Origin of the sequence: Methanosaeta sp. UBA458, from assembly GCF_002496085.1 — an archaeon.
GTDB classification, from domain to species: Archaea; Halobacteriota; Methanosarcinia; order Methanotrichales; family Methanotrichaceae; genus Methanothrix; species Methanothrix soehngenii.
In genome coordinates this window covers 1-13,316 of sequence record NZ_DAIK01000163.1, presented here as the reverse complement: position 1 = coordinate 13,316, position 13,316 = coordinate 1, and the positions used below count along the sequence as shown (strand labels likewise).

The 13,316-nt window shown below is 53.7% G+C and carries 17 protein-coding genes; 4 read left to right on the top strand and 13 right to left on the bottom strand.

All coding sequences use genetic code 11. From position 1 onward, the window contains the following. Positions 1-154 precede the first annotated feature (154 nt). Complete coding sequence (locus BP822_RS11975) at positions 155-331, top strand: hypothetical protein (protein WP_286878365.1); 177 nt, start codon at positions 155-157, stop codon at positions 329-331. A 250-nt stretch (positions 332-581) separates the two neighbouring features. Then, positions 582-1,301 (top strand): acylphosphatase, encoded by a 720-nt coding sequence (locus BP822_RS11970; protein ID WP_286878364.1) that lies wholly within the window; start codon positions 582-584, stop codon positions 1,299-1,301. A gap of 43 nt (positions 1,302-1,344) precedes the next feature. Here BP822_RS11970 and BP822_RS11965 read toward each other — a convergent pair whose 3' ends face one another. Further along, positions 1,345-2,358 (bottom strand): transcription initiation factor IIB, encoded by a 1,014-nt coding sequence (locus BP822_RS11965; RefSeq protein ID WP_013719357.1) that lies wholly within the window; start codon positions 2,356-2,358, stop codon positions 1,345-1,347. After that, entirely contained in the window at positions 2,337-2,621 is a 285-nt protein-coding gene (locus tag BP822_RS11960; RefSeq protein ID WP_013719358.1) for an H/ACA ribonucleoprotein complex subunit GAR1, read from the bottom strand. The genes BP822_RS11965 and BP822_RS11960 overlap by 22 nt, the downstream gene beginning before the upstream one ends. Before the next feature lie 153 nt (positions 2,622-2,774). Here BP822_RS11960 and BP822_RS11955 point away from each other — a divergent pair, with 153 nt between their 5' ends. After that, entirely contained in the window at positions 2,775-3,737 is a 963-nt protein-coding gene (locus BP822_RS11955) for an NOG1 family protein (RefSeq protein ID WP_013719359.1), read from the top strand. A gap of 23 nt (positions 3,738-3,760) precedes the next feature. Here BP822_RS11955 and BP822_RS11950 read toward each other — a convergent pair whose 3' ends face one another. From BP822_RS11950 to thsA, 3 genes are all read right to left on the bottom strand, one after another. Then, complete coding sequence (locus tag BP822_RS11950) at positions 3,761-4,324, bottom strand: HemK2/MTQ2 family protein methyltransferase (RefSeq protein ID WP_048132093.1); 564 nt, start codon at positions 4,322-4,324, stop codon at positions 3,761-3,763. Positions 4,325-4,365: 41 nt separating this feature from the next. After that, a complete protein-coding gene (locus BP822_RS11945) occupies positions 4,366-5,151 on the bottom strand; it encodes a phospholipase D-like domain-containing protein (protein WP_013719361.1) in 786 nt (261 codons plus the stop codon). 191 nt (positions 5,152-5,342) lie between these two features. Further along, positions 5,343-7,022 (bottom strand): thermosome subunit alpha, encoded by a 1,680-nt coding sequence (thsA, locus tag BP822_RS11940; protein ID WP_273271795.1) that lies wholly within the window; start codon positions 7,020-7,022, stop codon positions 5,343-5,345. 175 nt (positions 7,023-7,197) lie between these two features. Here thsA and BP822_RS11935 point away from each other — a divergent pair, with 175 nt between their 5' ends. Further along, positions 7,198-7,392 carry a cold-shock protein gene (locus BP822_RS11935; RefSeq protein WP_013719363.1) on the top strand — a complete coding sequence of 65 codons (195 nt, stop codon included), beginning with the start codon at positions 7,198-7,200 and terminating at the stop codon, positions 7,390-7,392. 86 nt (positions 7,393-7,478) lie between these two features. Here the strand turns inward: BP822_RS11935 and BP822_RS11930 are convergent, their stop codons facing one another. The 8 genes from BP822_RS11930 to BP822_RS11895 all read right to left on the bottom strand — a co-directional run. Continuing rightward, on the bottom strand, positions 7,479-8,078 hold the full coding sequence (locus BP822_RS11930) for a TMEM165/GDT1 family protein (protein ID WP_013719364.1): 600 nt from the start codon (positions 8,076-8,078) through the stop codon (positions 7,479-7,481). Between the two features lie 43 nt (positions 8,079-8,121). After that, a complete protein-coding gene (gene infB / locus BP822_RS11925; RefSeq protein WP_013719365.1) occupies positions 8,122-9,930 on the bottom strand; it encodes a translation initiation factor IF-2 in 1,809 nt (602 codons plus the stop codon). A gap of 98 nt (positions 9,931-10,028) precedes the next feature. Continuing rightward, complete coding sequence (gene ndk, locus BP822_RS11920) at positions 10,029-10,478, bottom strand: nucleoside-diphosphate kinase (RefSeq protein WP_083804686.1); 450 nt, start codon at positions 10,476-10,478, stop codon at positions 10,029-10,031. A 12-nt stretch (positions 10,479-10,490) separates the two neighbouring features. Beyond that, positions 10,491-10,661, bottom strand: coding sequence for a 50S ribosomal protein L24e (locus BP822_RS11915; RefSeq protein ID WP_013719367.1), 171 nt, complete (start codon positions 10,659-10,661; stop codon positions 10,491-10,493). A 5-nt stretch (positions 10,662-10,666) separates the two neighbouring features. Beyond that, positions 10,667-10,879, bottom strand: coding sequence for a 30S ribosomal protein S28e (locus BP822_RS11910; RefSeq protein ID WP_013719368.1), 213 nt, complete (start codon positions 10,877-10,879; stop codon positions 10,667-10,669). Between the two features lie 10 nt (positions 10,880-10,889). Continuing rightward, on the bottom strand, positions 10,890-11,258 hold the full coding sequence (gene rpl7ae, locus BP822_RS11905; RefSeq protein WP_013719369.1) for a 50S ribosomal protein L7Ae: 369 nt from the start codon (positions 11,256-11,258) through the stop codon (positions 10,890-10,892). Between the two features lie 113 nt (positions 11,259-11,371). Further along, positions 11,372-12,229 (bottom strand): hypothetical protein, encoded by an 858-nt coding sequence (locus BP822_RS11900; RefSeq protein ID WP_286878363.1) that lies wholly within the window; start codon positions 12,227-12,229, stop codon positions 11,372-11,374. Between the two features lie 28 nt (positions 12,230-12,257). Then, on the bottom strand, positions 12,258-13,316 hold a 1,059-nt coding region (locus tag BP822_RS11895), incomplete at its 5' end, for a dihydropteroate synthase-like protein (protein ID WP_286878362.1).

Here is a 13,316-nt window from a genome sequence, read left to right as displayed (position 1 = left end):
ATTTAAGCCCGGCTGTACTAGCCATGCGCTCGGAGAGGCCCCACCCGGCTGCCACTATGCCAAATTAGATCTGTCAGTTGTCCCAGGCTTTGGGAAGGACGGCGAAAAGGGTAAAATGAAAGAGGGGCTTTGAGAAGACCGAGATGTTTTGACCATGAGCGAGCAGAACCGCAGGTACGTTCAAAAGGAGATCGGCAGGCTCCTCTCCGATATCTGGCGGATTAAAGGGCTGGCGGAGCAGGAGTACGGCCCGCAGCACCCCATCGCCAAAAAGCTTGCAGGCATGCATGGGGATGCGCAATTGCTGCTGCAGGAGGCTGCTGGCAAATAGTTGTGAGAACTGCAATGTCGCCCAGAGGATCTTCTTCCAACATCTTTTCACCAGCCGAGCATCTCTTTGCCCTGGAATCGTCCGCCGCCATCAAGCGAAAGTTTTTTATATCGGCAATTGCCGTATATAGTAATTGGCAAAGGTCGAAGCATCTTTTCCTCCTACATCACTGACTTTTGCCTCCCTCCTTCTTACTCTAAAATACGGCAGGTCATAGGCTTAAATAAAGAGAGTGAGAAAATTAACTATAATGCGCAGGCTGACCGCTTATATCTCCGGCAAGGTTCAGAAGACTGGCTACCGGGCCAGGGTGGTTTCCATTGCCAGGGACTTTGGACTGACCGGCTACGTCCAGAACCTCGATGACGGCCGGGTCAAGGTGGTGGCAGAAGGGCAAGACTACGACCTGGGGAGCCTACTTGCCGCCATAGACATCAAGAATACTCTGATTCAGGTGGCAGATATCCAGATGGAGTATTCAGCTGCAGCAAATGAGTTCCAGGGATTTTTTAAGGTGGTCTCGGGCAGTGGAGAGACCGATCAGAGGATCGATCAAGCAGCGGAATTGCTCAAGGAGCTGATCTCTGTAAACAAGGATGTGCTGAAGGAGATAAAAGCCACCAGAGTGGAACTGAAAGATGAGATACGAGCCACTCGCGAGGAGCTCAAGGAAGAGATAAGGGCCACTCGCGATGAGGTGAAAGCTACGCGTGACGAGGTCAAAGCCACCCGCGTGGAACTAAAGGACGAGATAAAGGTCACAAGAGACGACCTGAAAGCGGAGATCGTTGGGGTAAAAGATCAGGTAAAATCATCCGCAGATCTGCTGGCAGAAAAAATAGACTCCGCCAAAGAGGAAATCGCAGTTAGTATTGATGATATCCGTTCAGATTATAGAGATGATCTAACCGAGAGGCTGGCAAAGATAGAAGAGGACATCTCGCAGATAAAGGCTAAAACAGGAATCTGATTCTAGGGCAATTGCCTGAAAAAAAGATGCTAGAGATATCCCTTCAAAGGATTATCTCTATGTCCAGCTCTTCTGCCAGCTCTTTGTAGCGGTTCCTGATGGTGACCTCTGTCACTCCTGCCACATCTGCCACCTCGCGCTGTGTGCGCCGGTCCCCGCAGAGGATGGAGGCGATATATATAGCGGCTGCGGCCACGCCAGTGGGCCCGCGCCCGCTGGTGAGCTCCTTTTCCGCGGCCTGGCGGAGGATCTCAATTCCCTTCGCCTGCACCTCGCCCTTCAGATTCAGGCCGGAGCAGAAGCGGGGGATGTAGTCGATGGGGCTGGTGGGCATGAGCTTCAAGGCCAGCTCCCGGGACACAAACCGGTATGTCCTGCCGATCTCTTTTCTCGATACCCTGGATACCTCTGCGATCTCATCCAGGGTACGAGGCACATTGCACTGGCGGCAGGCGGCATAGAGCGCTGCTGCTGCCACGCCTTCAATGCTCCGCCCCCGGATGAGGTTCTTGTCTACAGCCTTGCGGTAGACAACCGCCGCCGTCTCCCGCACATTTCTGGATAGACCTAGAGCTGATGCCATTCGGTCCAGCTCAGACAGGGCAAAGGCTAGGTTTCGCTCTGTGGCATTGCTGACCCGGATGCGCCTCTGCCATTTTCTCAAGCGGTAGAGCTGAGCCCTATTCTTGGAGGATATGGTCTTGCCATATGAGTCCCTGTTCCTCCAGTCGATCATGGTGGAGAGTCCCTTGTCGTGGATGGTGTACGTCATGGGCGCCCCAACCCTCGACCTCTTCATGCGTTGATCGTGGTCGAAGGCTCTCCATTCCGGCCCCTGATCTATGAAGTTCTCATCGATCACCAGGCCGCAGTCGGAGCAAACCAGTTCTGCTCGTTCATAGTCGCGCACCAGGGTGTGGCTCTTGCACTCTGGGCACTCGACTGTAAACTTCTCAAACTCGTCTACCTTCTCTTTCTCGCGTCTGAGCCGGGTACGCTCCTTGAGCTTCTCCGGCTCTGCCCTCTCTATCTCTCTCAGCTTTTCAATTTCTTCCACTTGCTATCTCTCCCCGGCGCCTCATCGATATAGAGCTTCTTTCCGATGTGGGCAGCGGCATCTGTTCCTCTATTCGGCCGAACGATTATATATGGACGATCGATGGGACCGAATATATCGAAAACCTTTCCGACCCTGGTCCTTTTCTGATCCACCACCCAGGAGTTACCCCTGGGGATAGCGGTCTCGCTTCCAACGATCTCTTCACTCTGGACTATCAGTTTATTCTGCACGACATGAAGCGCGGTGCCTAGTCTCTTCAAAAGGTCACCTCATCTATATAGATAAAGAAGTACTATTTAAGCCTTCCGAAAACCATTTATTAAATGAATCCTGCAATCCGCGCCGCGCATGCCCCAAAGGAGACGGAAGGCCGGACCGAAGCTTTATCTGTTAATGCCGGCTAGTCCTCACTGATGTTTGAGCGTCTTCCAACTATCCCCACATCGCAGGAGCTTTTAGATAAATCATTCCGGCGCGCCACCCGTGCTGCCGACAATGAGTCCATGGTCCTGAATGCAGGCAATATCCTCTCAGATAACCTTGCCAATTTGATCCGGAAGTTTCCCTCCTTTGAGAACCTGCCTCCTTTTTACAGAGAGATGGTGGAGATAACGGTTGGCGTAGATAAGATCCGTATCAGCTTATCTCGCCTGCGCTGGGCCTCCAGGCAGACAAGACTGATAACCAGAGAATATGTGGGAAAGATCCGGCGGGCCAGGGGGACGGACAGCACTCCCCTCCGAAAGTCGGCCTTTGGGCGCTTCTCATCGGTGATGAGATCGATTGAAAAGGATATGCTGTTCCTGAATTCTGCCCGGAATCTGCTTCGCAAGATGCCGACCATAGACCCGGAAGCTCCAACCATTCTCATCGCCGGTTATCCCAATGTGGGGAAATCAAGCTTCATCATCCGCATCACTGGGGCAAAACCAGAAGTGGCAAGCTATCCTTTTACCACTCGGGGGATAATTGTGGGCCACTTCGTTCGGGACGATAAGAGGTATCAGGTGGTGGACACTCCCGGATTGCTCGACCGGCCAATGTCGGAGCGAAATGAGATCGAGAGGCAGACCGTGGCTGCCCTCAGCCATCTGCAGGGGGTAGTGCTATACATTCTGGACCCAAGCGAGCACTGCGGCTATCCTCTGGATTCACAGCTTCGTCTGGCCGAGGATCTATCCAATTGGATCAGGCTGCCCATGCTGATCGTCGCCAATAAGGTTGATATCAAGAGATACAGTGATCTGGCAGAGATGTCCACCGAGACCGGAGAAGGCGTCTCTCTAGTGCTGGAGAGGCTGATCGCTCTCCTGGATAGTAAAGGCGATGGACTTGCGGGCAGTTCTGATGCTGATAAGTCTATATTTATAAAATGATATCTACTATCCCGCCGGAGAACTCAATTGCGGACTGTGATCCTCAGCACCATGAGCTTTTCAAAAAAGCATCCCTTGCTGGCCACCCGCTCTGTGATAAGCCCTGCGTCCCCTGCCATCATCTCCACCTCCTCCGGTCCGCTCAGGCTGGATATGAGCAGCAGTGCTCTTCCCCCCGGCCGGAGATGCTCCGCCAGATCGAGCAAGAACCGGCCTATGGTCTCCCTGCCGCTCTCCCCTCCGTCCAGGGCATAGTTGATCCATTGATCGCTTCTCTCTGCCTGTTTTGTGGGAAGGTAAGGGGGATTGAAGATGATCAGATCGAATTTCCCTCTTATTCCTTCGAAGAGGTCGGATCTTATCACCTCCACCCCTCTCTCCCTGGTCGCCCTGACTGCATGAGGATTTATGTCCAGGGCGACAAGGCTCTCCACCTGTCTGGCCAATTCCAGGGATACGAGACCCGAACCGCAGCCTACCTCGAGCACATGATCCTCTGGGCGGGCCTCTTTTATGGCCGCCTGCAAGAGGAGAAATGTATCCTCGTCCGGATGATAAACCTCACAAGACCCGAATCCTGGACAAATTATCTCAATCCTCCAACGCGCCTAAATGCTCCTTTCCTTTTTCAACTCTGCCGGCACCTGTACAGGTCATCCACATAAGAGCAGATATCATGGATGACCTGGGGATCGTTCAACCATACCCCTGCCTCGTAGTTGTCATCGATCCCTCCCTGGGAGAGATTGGCAGAGGTCACTATCGCCTCTTTTCTGTCGATCATATAGATCTTAGCATGGAGCGGCCGGACGAAAAGGAGCTCTCCTCCCAGCCTTCTTACCTCATCCTGGATGTCATCGCTCATTCCTGAGCTGTAGTCCGATTCCCGTCCCCTCATGAACACCACCAGCCTCCCTCCCCGGCGGAAGAACTTCTGCAATGGAGCAGCAATCCGATTCCAGGTCTGCCTCTTTATCCAGGGGGATACAACCACCACCTCGAACCTGGCCGCCTCCAGCATCCTGCAGAGTCTGTCCTCAATGGAGTGGAGGCGAAGGGGTGGAAAGGTGCCCAGGAAGATGGCTGAAGGATTTTGCTCCTGGCGGGCAAGGTAGCTCTCCAGGTATTGCAGCCTTTCCGACGAATTGTATTCTGCCGATCTTTTCGTCTTCTTGAGCTCCTCTTCCAGATCCAGGTTGCGGCTCTTGAGCTTGAGCAGATGTGCGCATTCCCGCTGGAGCTGGTCCAGCTTCATCTCCTTTTCCCTGAGCCGGCCCCGCAGCTGTTCTACGTCCATTTGCATCTGGCGATAGCCTGCTAGCAGCCTTTTATTGCGACCAGCTTCCAGCTGGATGATGCTGAGGGATATCACCGCTAAAGCCAGAAATGCCAGCCAGATCCAATATCCTTCCATTGCTGCTTGACCTCAGAAGCAAATCTCATTGTAAGTTATATATAGATAACGTGATCGATATACATAACGGATTTGCACTATTGCATTTTCATTAGGTGAAAATGGATGCTTGAGCCAAAACGGCATCATCAACAAACCAAAATAAACCAAAAGAGTATGTCTGTACCATAAAAAAAATGGTTTCGGGATGATCAGAACATCCCGGGAGGCATTCCTCCCATCCCCATTCCGGGCATTCCTCCCATTCCACCCATGCCCCCCATCCCCGGAGGCATGCCGCCTGCACCGCGTGCAGGAGGTTCCTTGGTGGAGGCTAAGACATCATCGATGCGCAGTATCAAGCAAGCAGCATCAGTGGCTGACAAAATGGCCTGAATCTTAACCCGCAGGGGCTCGACCACGCCCAGCTCATACATATCCACCGTCTCCCCGGTATAGGCATTGAGCCCTATGTTCTTGTTGCTGGAGTGCCTGCTCTTCAGCTCAACCACCTTATCGATGGCATCAAAGCCAGCGTTCTCGGCCAGAGTCTTGGGCACGATCTCCATCGCCTCAGCGAACTTGGCGACGGCAAGCTGCTCCCTTCCCTTCAGGGTGGCGGCATATTCGCGCAGGCGCAATGCGATCTCGATCTCCGGGGCTGCACCGCCAACCACCAGCTTCTTGTCCTCCACCACGTCTGCCACCGCATGTAAGGCATCGTCAAGGGCCCTCTCTAGGCCATCCAGGACTTGCTGGGTTCCTCCCCGGAGGAGTAGGGTTGCAGCGCTTTTCTTGGTGCCGGTGATGAAGGTCATTATCCCACTTCCCACCCTCCGCTCCTCCACCAGAGCGGCGGATCCGAGGTCCGAGGGTTTCAATTCATCCAGGCTGGTGACGATGTTAGCTCCCGTGGCCTTGGCAAGCTTGTCCAGGTCCTTCTTGATCACCCTTCTCAGGGCGAGGACCCCCGCTTGTGCAAGGTAATGCTGGGCCAGGTCGTCGATGCCCTTCTGGCAGAAGACCACATTTGCGCCGCTGGCGATCACCTTATCTGCTGCCTCTTTTACCCTCTTCTTCTCATGCTCCATGAACATCTGGAACTGATCGGAGGAGGTGATCTGGACCTCAGTCTTGGTCTCAGTGTCCTTGGACTCGATGGGGCAGGAGAGCAGGGCCACCTTGGCATCTGTGACCTTGCGGGGCATATTCTGGTGGACGATCTCCTTGTCGATCACCACTCCCTCGATGATCTCTGAGTCTGCTGTGCTCTCGCCCACCTTCTTCTCCACGTTGACCCTGTCCATGTCGAAGACCCTCTTATCCCCATAGTCCTCGGTGGCATTGAGGACCAGATCAACGGCATATCCGGCCATCTTGCTGTCAGGAGAATCTGCCAGCTTGCCGGTCATAGCGGTCCGGGCGATTCTCTCCAACAGTGCCCGATCTGACTCCTGGGCCTCGAAGGCGATTGACTTTGCGATCTTTACTGCTTCATCAGCTGCCATTCTATAGCCCTGCACGATCATAGTGGGGTGGACCTTCTGGTCTAAGAGCACCTCCGCTTTCCTGAGAAGCTCCCCCGCCAGCACAGCTACAGTGGTGGTGCCGTCACCCACCTCTTTATCCTGGGTCTTGGCAGCCTCGATGAGCATCTTGGCAGCAGGGTGCTGCACATCCATTTCCTTGAGGATGGTCACCCCATCGTTGGTGATGGTGACGTCGCCAATGGAATCCACCAGCAGCTTGTCCATGCCTTTGGGGCCCATTGAGCTGCGCACGGCATTGGCCACTGCGCGGGCGGCCATTATATTATTCGAAATGGCTTCGTTTCCCGATTCTCTGCGGGTATCTCTTAAAATGATAACTGGTGTTCCACCCATTCCTGCCATGTATAATAATCCTCCAGCAAATGATTCTCGTTAAGCAGTATTTGCTCTTCTATAAAACCTTTTCTTATAGATTGGGCTTCACATGGCTGTTATTTGCCTCCTGAAGGGGAAGCTGCCAGCAACTTTAAGTAGTTGAAGCTCCTCCAGAGGGTCTAATCTTATTGAGGAATAAAAAATGGTAGATGGAACAGTTAAGTTTTTCAATCGAGTCAAGAACTTTGGATTCATTGCTGGTGACGATGGTAAGGACTATTTCGTTCATGTGACTGGTTTGAAGCCCGGTGTCGCAATCGATGAGGGCGACAAGGTGAGCTTCGATGTCATTGAGGGCGAGAAAGGCCCCAAGGCCGATAAGGTAGAAAAGGTTTAGATAATAATATAGCCACTACATAAATTCAGCAAAGCGATAGCAGGGCAAGGGTCCTTGCTATTGCAATAATCTATTTTATTGGGCCGTTATAATCCAATAGCAAACGCATATGGCGCCAACAGAGAGAGGATGATAGCGATGCCTATTATCAAGAATAGGGTGCCCGCTATCCTGGATACCAGCTTCCTGTCGACCTTCTGAGAGATGATTTGCCCCAGATAGATTGCCATAACGGAGAGGATGAATAGCGCTGCCATAACCCCTATGAAGACCATGATTGGATTATACTCCGTGGCAAAGAGGGCGGATGCGATCTGGGTCTTGTCTCCCCACTCCGATAAAAAGATAAGGGAAAATCCGGATAGAAGAGCGTTCCCGGACGATAGCCCCCTCTCTTCTTCTGCCTCCTTTTGGTCTCCTCTGAGAATCAATGCTCCAAACAGAATGAACACCCCGCCAGATATCAGTTTTAGCAGATCGAGGGGAATTATGCCTGTCATCCAGGAGCCTATGAGAATGGCAAATCCATCTGTGATCAGAAAAGCAAGCATGACTCCGGCCAGGAGCGGGATGTACTCCCGGGTGCGGGAGGAGAGGAGTATCACAGAGAGCTGAGTTTTGTCGCCCATCTCCGCCAGGCCGATGGCGATGAGGGGAATTATGATCTCGTTAAGCGGCATGGCCATTGGAGTCATCCCGCTCAAACGCAGTTCGCTGCAAGGTCATATCCTACCTTCCCCAGAATGGGTCCTTCTTGCGTTTGATCTCCAGGAAATTCTCCAGCACCTCTCTCTCATCCTCGGCCAGCTTCGGCTTCAGCTCCAGCTCCACAATGCGGGCATGCTTTTCCGGGATATTGACATAGAGGATATCACCTTCATGGATCTGCCGGCCCACAGTGGGCCCGTCGATGGATATGGCCACCTCCTGGCCGACGGTTGCCGATCCCTGGTTCTCATTGTGGGCCTGGATTCCCTTGATCACTCCTACATTGGCCCCGTCCTCTCTCATTAGATTGACCTGGGTCCTGACGATCCCGCCGATCACCTGAACTCCCACCACAGCGGGCTTAGATTGCCGGAAGACACAATCTGGAAGTATGCGCACTGCCCCCGGCCGGATGACCGCTTCAAGGCGCTCTTGCTCCATCTTATTCTTCTGATCTTCCACCCAGCGTTCGTAGCTCTCGATGATGGTGTAGATGATATCGCTGGAGAAGACAGGTACATTCGTCTTCTGTATCTCGTTCAAGGCATCGGGCAGTATATCCACATTGAATCCCAGGATGGCGGAAAGAAGGGGATCGTTGATGGCAGCGGCCCTTATCACATCCCTTCTGGATATGGGCCCCACATCTGCATAGTGAATGTGAATATCCCTTGCCTTTAGCTCCCCTACCAGGGCCTCCAGCGAGCCGATGGTGTCCGACTTGATGATTAAACCCTCGTTTTCGGTGTCAATCCTGACTGCGTCCAACTCGGATTTCAATTCCAGGGATAGGGCCTCTACCTCGTCGGGATTGGAGACCACCCGGATGGTTGATCCGGCCAGGGCGTTATCCAGCTTTGGAGCGGAGACCTTCACCCCAGAAGCGGCAGATACGTGCTTTACCGGAAGGAACCTCTCCTCGCTCCTGATCTCAGCCAACGGTTTGGGCTTGAGCAAGGCCCTGATCTTGGTAACCAGGGGCTCGCGCGAGGTGCCGACGATTACAGTATCCCCGGCAAAAAACTCCCCATTGTAGAGTATGACATCCAATGTAGTGCCCAGCCCTTTCTCCTCCTTGACCTCGAGAATGGTGCCCACCCCTGGACCGGTGGCGGTGAGCTGCAGATTATCCTTGAGGAATCTCTGCGCCAGGCCAACCAGGATCATGAGAAGGTCAGGAACCCCTTCTCCGGTTATGGCACTGATGGGCACGATGCCCACCGTCCGGGTGAAATCGGTGATGCGATCATAGCGGTCTGCGTCAAAGCCATATTTGTAGAGTTCTCCCACAAGCTCATAGAGCCTGGTATCGAGGATCTCTGAGACCCTCTCGCTCTGCACCTTCAGGCTCTTGGCGAAAGGAGCATTGGTGGTGGTATGCCATCCGCCAATGCGGTCCATCTTGTTGGCAGCAACCACAAATGGGGTCTTGAAGCGCTTGAGAATGCTCAGGGACTCGATGGTCTGGGGCTGGAAGCCCTCGTTTACATCCACGATCAGCACTGCCAGATCGGCCAGGGAGCCGCCCCGGCTGCGCATGGATGTGAATGCATGGTGGCCCGGCGTATCAATGAACAGCAGTCCCGGTATCTCGATCTCCTTTCCGAAATGCGATCCACAGAAATCCTGAACCACATCTAAAGGAACCTCTGTGGCGCCAATGTGCTGGGTTATCAGGCCGGCCTCTCCCTTGGCTACTGCGGTACCTCGGATCTTATCCAGGAGTGTGGTCTTGCCATGGTCCACATGCCCCATCACCACTACTATCGGTGTCCTGAGGTTTGATTGCTTGCCCTTTGCCTTGCCGGCCTTTTTGGATTTCTGCTGCATGAAATATCGCTTCTCACAGAATTAGCCCTAAAAAAGTGATTTATTTTTTGGGAATTTAAAGGCTCCCATGAGGGCTTGACAGAAGCATCTGCCAGGAGCTACTCGTAGAGCCATTCTTCATCTATTCGCTTGTATGTCACCAGCTCGGAGGGATCAAAGTGAAGAGCGATCTCGCGAGATGCTGACGCCGGGGAGTCTGAGCCGTGCACCACATTCCGTCCCGTCTCAATGCCCCAGTCGCCGCGAATGGTTCCCGGTACGGCCTCCACTGGATTTGTGGCGCCGTTCATCTTTCTCATGGCGGCAATGGCACCCCTTCCCTCGACCACCAGGGAGACGGATGGTCCTGAGGTGATGAAGTCCACCAGATCCTGGTAGAACTTCTTGCCCACATGCTCTGCGTAATGCTCTTTAGCCTTCGCTTCAGGCATCGCAGCGAGCTTCATGGCAACGATCTTGAAGCCCTTCTCTTCAATACGTTGCAGGATCTTGCCCACCAGGCCTCTTTGCACTCCATCGGGCTTGACCATGACGAATGTTCTTTCGATATCCGCCAGGCCTTATGCCCCCTTGCGGGCCCACTTTATTCTTCTCGTTACCCGGCCAAGGGCAACGTTGTTCTCGCATTTGGCAGAACAAAAGAAAAATACCGTTCCGTCCTTCTTGGCATAGAGCTTGCCCGTGCCAGGCTCAATGGTCTTATTGCAGAAGCTGCACTTTCTCTCTTCCATCTTCCTCACCTGCTGGTAAGCTTCTTTGCTTCTCTTGCCGTCTCCAGCAGCATAAGGACATCGCCGATTCGTATGGGCCCCATGCTGTTCCTGGTTATGATTCTCCCCTTGTTATTGCCCTCAAGAATACGGCACTTGATCTGCATTGCTTCTCCATGCATGCCGGTGACGCCGATGACCTCGATTACCTCTGCTGGTATTCCGTTATCGTCCTCCATAGGATATCACCTACTTCAGAGATCCAATTTTTTGGACGATCTCATCCAGAATCTCTTTTCCTTTCCCCGGCTCCACGATCGCAGCGGCTGCGCTCTTAACGCCCAGGCCTGCAGCGGCACCAAGCTCGCTCTGTTTCTTGACGTAGATATAGGGGGTCTTCTTCTCTTCGCATAGAGCGGGAATATGAGCGACGATCTCAGGTGGCTGAACATCCTCGCCTACTATGACCAGACGGGCCACACCCCTCTCTATGGCCTTGGTGGCCTCGTTTGTGCCCTTCTTTATTCGGCCGGTATCGCGAGCCAGCTCTAAGGCCTCAAGGGATTTTGTGGCCAAATCTGCTGGAACATCAAACCTTACATATATTGGTCTTGCCATAACTTAATTCTCCTTCCGGGCGACAACGCCCATCATCATTCATCGCAAAAGCGCCTTTTGGATTATACCTCAAGACTAGATCTGCCATTAGTTCCACATGTAAAAAGGTTGCGCTAGGGCCCAAGAAGCCCCATCAGCACAAACCGAATGTTTTCCTCGGAAACAAATCCGGATAACTCTCCTTCTGATCCACTGCTGGAATACTCTAGGTCGCTCTTTTCAGCTAGATCGCTTGCTTTCCGGCTGGTATCTGCTGTTGGCTGGATATACCGGGCGACGATGTCGAAACCATCCTCACCGTTCCTGGACGATGTGATCCTCAGGTTGAACTCCTTATATCCGCCAGCCATGGGCATGCTCGCTCCACCGCGACCGAGGGCTGCTACCTGCAGGTCAGCTCCGCTGTCATCAACCAGGGTGAAGTTCTCCGATGGCTGGCCACCGGATATGACATCGATGGACTGCTGTACTGCTTCTTGCGGCCCGAATAGAGTTGGCCTGCCCATGGCCATGACAAAGTCGGTGCCCATGGGGATCATCATATAGCCTTCATAGGGAATGACCAGGCTGTTGTAGCCCATTGGATAGGGCTCGATCCAGTGGAACTCCGCCCAGGTGTTATTGAAGCGAACCTCCCCCAGCCTTTCGATCCTGGTGGAATAAAGCTGGTCCCCATAGACCAGGCCTATGGACTGCGGGAGGGCGATACTTGCTGCATTGGTCAGATTCTGAGATGAACTGATATTTATCCAGTATGCCATATCAGTGTTCTGCGGTGCCATCTCCAGCACGTCTCTCAGTCCATCGAAGCTCCAGTCCACCAGGCTCCCCTTAACGCCAAAGGTCTCAGGGGAATTGGCATCTGATGTAACAGCAATCTCTTTCTGGTTGGTGCCCAGGGGCAGGAAATAAGCAATTCCTGAGAGCACCATAAGAGCGCCTACGAAGATAGCGAAAGCCTTCTGATTCATCCTCTCTCCCTCACGAAATAGTTATTATTTAACCTTTCTCTATCGGCCATAGGGGCTCATCTTGTATATAACTCCGGCCCAGGCGCAGGGCTATCTCCGCACGCTCCAGTTCCCGGCCCAGGTAGCCGGCATGGTCCAGCCTTCCTATCAATCCCCGGTCGATGAGGGTATTAAGCACCTTCCGGGCGCTCGTGCCAGCAACTGTGATCCTGCCGTTTCCAGCCACGATCCTCCCTTCGGAGAGGAAGATCCTGAAGCTTCCGGCAGGGTCAGCCTCGAATTTATGGTCTGCCGAGGCCTCCACCAGCTCCCGGGGAGGAACCTCCTCTGGAATTCTCCTCTTCTCTTTGAGTATCAATAGGTCCAGGCCCAGGTCTTTTGGAGGGGTCTGGCGCCCTTTGGCCAGAACCATCATCCTCGAGGCCACAGCCAGCTCGTGAATGGAGCCCTTTGCCTTGGCGCTGTATTCGGGGGTGAAGAGCAATGAGGCCCCCACTTCCATTGCCAGGACGGATAGGAGCAGGTTGGCCCCCTGGCTGTCTCCATCCAAAAGCTCAGTAACATTGCCCACCCCGAAGAAAAGAGGGATATCAGGATCGGCCTCACGGAGGCTGATGTATCTGATCATCGACCGGGCCAGGCCCATCAAGGGGGGATCGAGGACCGGATCGGCAATAATCTGGATTGCATAATCCTTTGCTCTGTTCAGGTTCTCCTCCAGGGTGACGGGTCCGGGTCCCGGTATGACCACTGCCGGTATGCCCGCTTCTGCCACCCTGCTCCCCACCAGGGGCAGGTTTTCGCCGTTCAGGCTGAGTATCATGTCCGCCCCGGCCTCGATGCCGGCACAGATGAGATCCGGCCGAACGGCATCTATGCTTATGGGAAGGGTAGTTACTTCCCTTGCCTTCTTCAGCGCTCTTTTGACGCTGGCGGGGGTGGCGTCCAAGGATGCGCCCAGGTCGATCAGATCGGCACCCTGCTCCTCGAAGTATCTGATCCGCTCCACCAGATCCTCATCCCGGAGCCTGGTGGCATCGACTACCTCCGCCAGGACCTTCATCCGCGAGCTGCCGCCGATCTTGAC

Excerpts from the sequence above, each read along its gene's own strand:
- BP822_RS11945 (WP_013719361.1), bottom strand. The coding sequence starts at position 5,151 with ATGGAAGGATATTGGATCTGGCTGGCATTTCTGGCTTTAGCGGTGATA.
- BP822_RS11970 (WP_286878364.1), top strand. The coding sequence starts at position 582 with ATGCGCAGGCTGACCGCTTATATCTCCGGCAAGGTTCAGAAGACTGGC.
- BP822_RS11955 (WP_013719359.1), top strand. The coding sequence starts at position 2,775 with ATGTTTGAGCGTCTTCCAACTATCCCCACATCGCAGGAGCTTTTAGAT.
- infB (WP_013719365.1), bottom strand. The coding sequence starts at position 9,930 with ATGCAGCAGAAATCCAAAAAGGCCGGCAAGGCAAAGGGCAAGCAATCA.
- BP822_RS11915 (WP_013719367.1), bottom strand. The coding sequence starts at position 10,661 with ATGGAAGAGAGAAAGTGCAGCTTCTGCAATAAGACCATTGAGCCTGGC.
- BP822_RS11910 (WP_013719368.1), bottom strand. The coding sequence starts at position 10,879 with ATGGAGGACGATAACGGAATACCAGCAGAGGTAATCGAGGTCATCGGC.
- thsA (WP_273271795.1), bottom strand. The coding sequence starts at position 7,022 with ATGGCAGGAATGGGTGGAACACCAGTTATCATTTTAAGAGATACCCGC.
- rpl7ae (WP_013719369.1), bottom strand. The coding sequence starts at position 11,258 with ATGGCAAGACCAATATATGTAAGGTTTGATGTTCCAGCAGATTTGGCC.
- BP822_RS11975 (WP_286878365.1), top strand. The coding sequence starts at position 155 with ATGAGCGAGCAGAACCGCAGGTACGTTCAAAAGGAGATCGGCAGGCTC.
- BP822_RS11935 (WP_013719363.1), top strand. The coding sequence starts at position 7,198 with ATGGTAGATGGAACAGTTAAGTTTTTCAATCGAGTCAAGAACTTTGGA.
- BP822_RS11930 (WP_013719364.1), bottom strand. The coding sequence starts at position 8,078 with ATGGCCATGCCGCTTAACGAGATCATAATTCCCCTCATCGCCATCGGC.
- BP822_RS11900 (WP_286878363.1), bottom strand. The coding sequence starts at position 12,229 with ATGAATCAGAAGGCTTTCGCTATCTTCGTAGGCGCTCTTATGGTGCTC.